The 1,100-nt window shown below is 58.5% G+C and carries 1 protein-coding gene; it reads left to right on the top strand.

The window, feature by feature from the left end:
• Positions 1-61: 61 nt before the first annotated feature.
• Entirely contained in the window at positions 62-1,078 is a 1,017-nt protein-coding gene (locus JMF86_RS34875) for an IS481-like element ISBcen24 family transposase (RefSeq protein WP_011548482.1), read from the top strand.
• The last annotated feature ends 22 nt before the right edge of the window (positions 1,079-1,100 follow it).

The raw sequence follows: 1,100 nt of genomic DNA, 5'->3' as shown, positions 1-1,100 counted from the left end.
CAGCTGTGTGATTCACGGACATCGTTTCAACTAATATGGGACGATGGAGCGCGAAATCTCGATGCGATTACGTTGGGTGCGCATGTATCACGAGACCGGCAACGCCGGTCTCGTGTGCACGCGTTGTGGCATCTCCAGGCCGACGCTTCGCAAGTGGCTGCGCCGCTACCAGGAGGCGGGAGAAGAAGGTCTTCGCTCTCAAAGCCGTCGCCCTCTGACCAGCCCGAATCGAAAGGTCTCTGACGCTGATCGGGCAACGATTCTTCGCCTGCGGGCCGAGCGCAAGGGGGCACGGCGGATTCAGAACGAATTGCGTCTGAACGAACAAAGAGAACTGTCCCTTGCGACCATTCACAAGGTCCTGTGCGAAGCGTTGGTGAAGCCGTTGGTTCGCCCCAGGAGGCCGGCACAACCGAGGCGCTACAGCCGTCCAGTTCCCGGAGACCGCGTCCAGATGGACACGATGAAGATTGCACGAGGCGTCTACCAGTACACGGCCATCGACGACTGTTCACGCTTTCGTGTGCTGGCCGTCTACCCCCGTAGAAATGCCCGAAATACGCTGTTTTTCCTTGATCGCGTCATCGAGGAGATGCCGTTTCCGATTCAACGTATCCAGACCGATCGCGGCGGTGAGTTCTTCGCTGAATCCGTGCAGCGGCGCCTGATGAACGAGTGCATTAAATTCCGGCCAATTCCACCACGCTCGCCGCACCTCAATGGCAAAGTTGAACGTTCGCAGCTTACTGACCTGAACGAATTCTGGTTCCACCATGCCCCGACAGAGCGGGCAATCGACTTGCGAATCGAAGAGTGGCAGTTCGACTACAACTGGCGTCGGCCACACGGCTCACTCGGTGGAAAGACTCCGGTTGACCGCATTGCGGAGCTGGGTGAAATCACACCTCTCGCGGAAGCGGTGGAAGGTGCGTACGACGAGCGGAAAGAGCGAATTCGACACCGCGAATGGCGGGTCGACAAAATCCTCGGCGAACATCATCGGCGCGCGTCGGAACCCGTGTTCCCTACGGGCGCCACGGGTTCCGACGCGCCAAAGAAACGGCCTTCAAAAAAGTGAAACGATGTCTGCGAATCGCACA

The organism is Burkholderia sp. E168m15, assembly GCF_016586105.1.
Taxonomy (GTDB): Bacteria; Pseudomonadota; Gammaproteobacteria; order Burkholderiales; family Burkholderiaceae; genus Burkholderia; species Burkholderia orbicola.
Note: the sequence above shows the minus strand (reverse complement) of the source record. Positions and strands in the feature narration are given on the sequence as shown.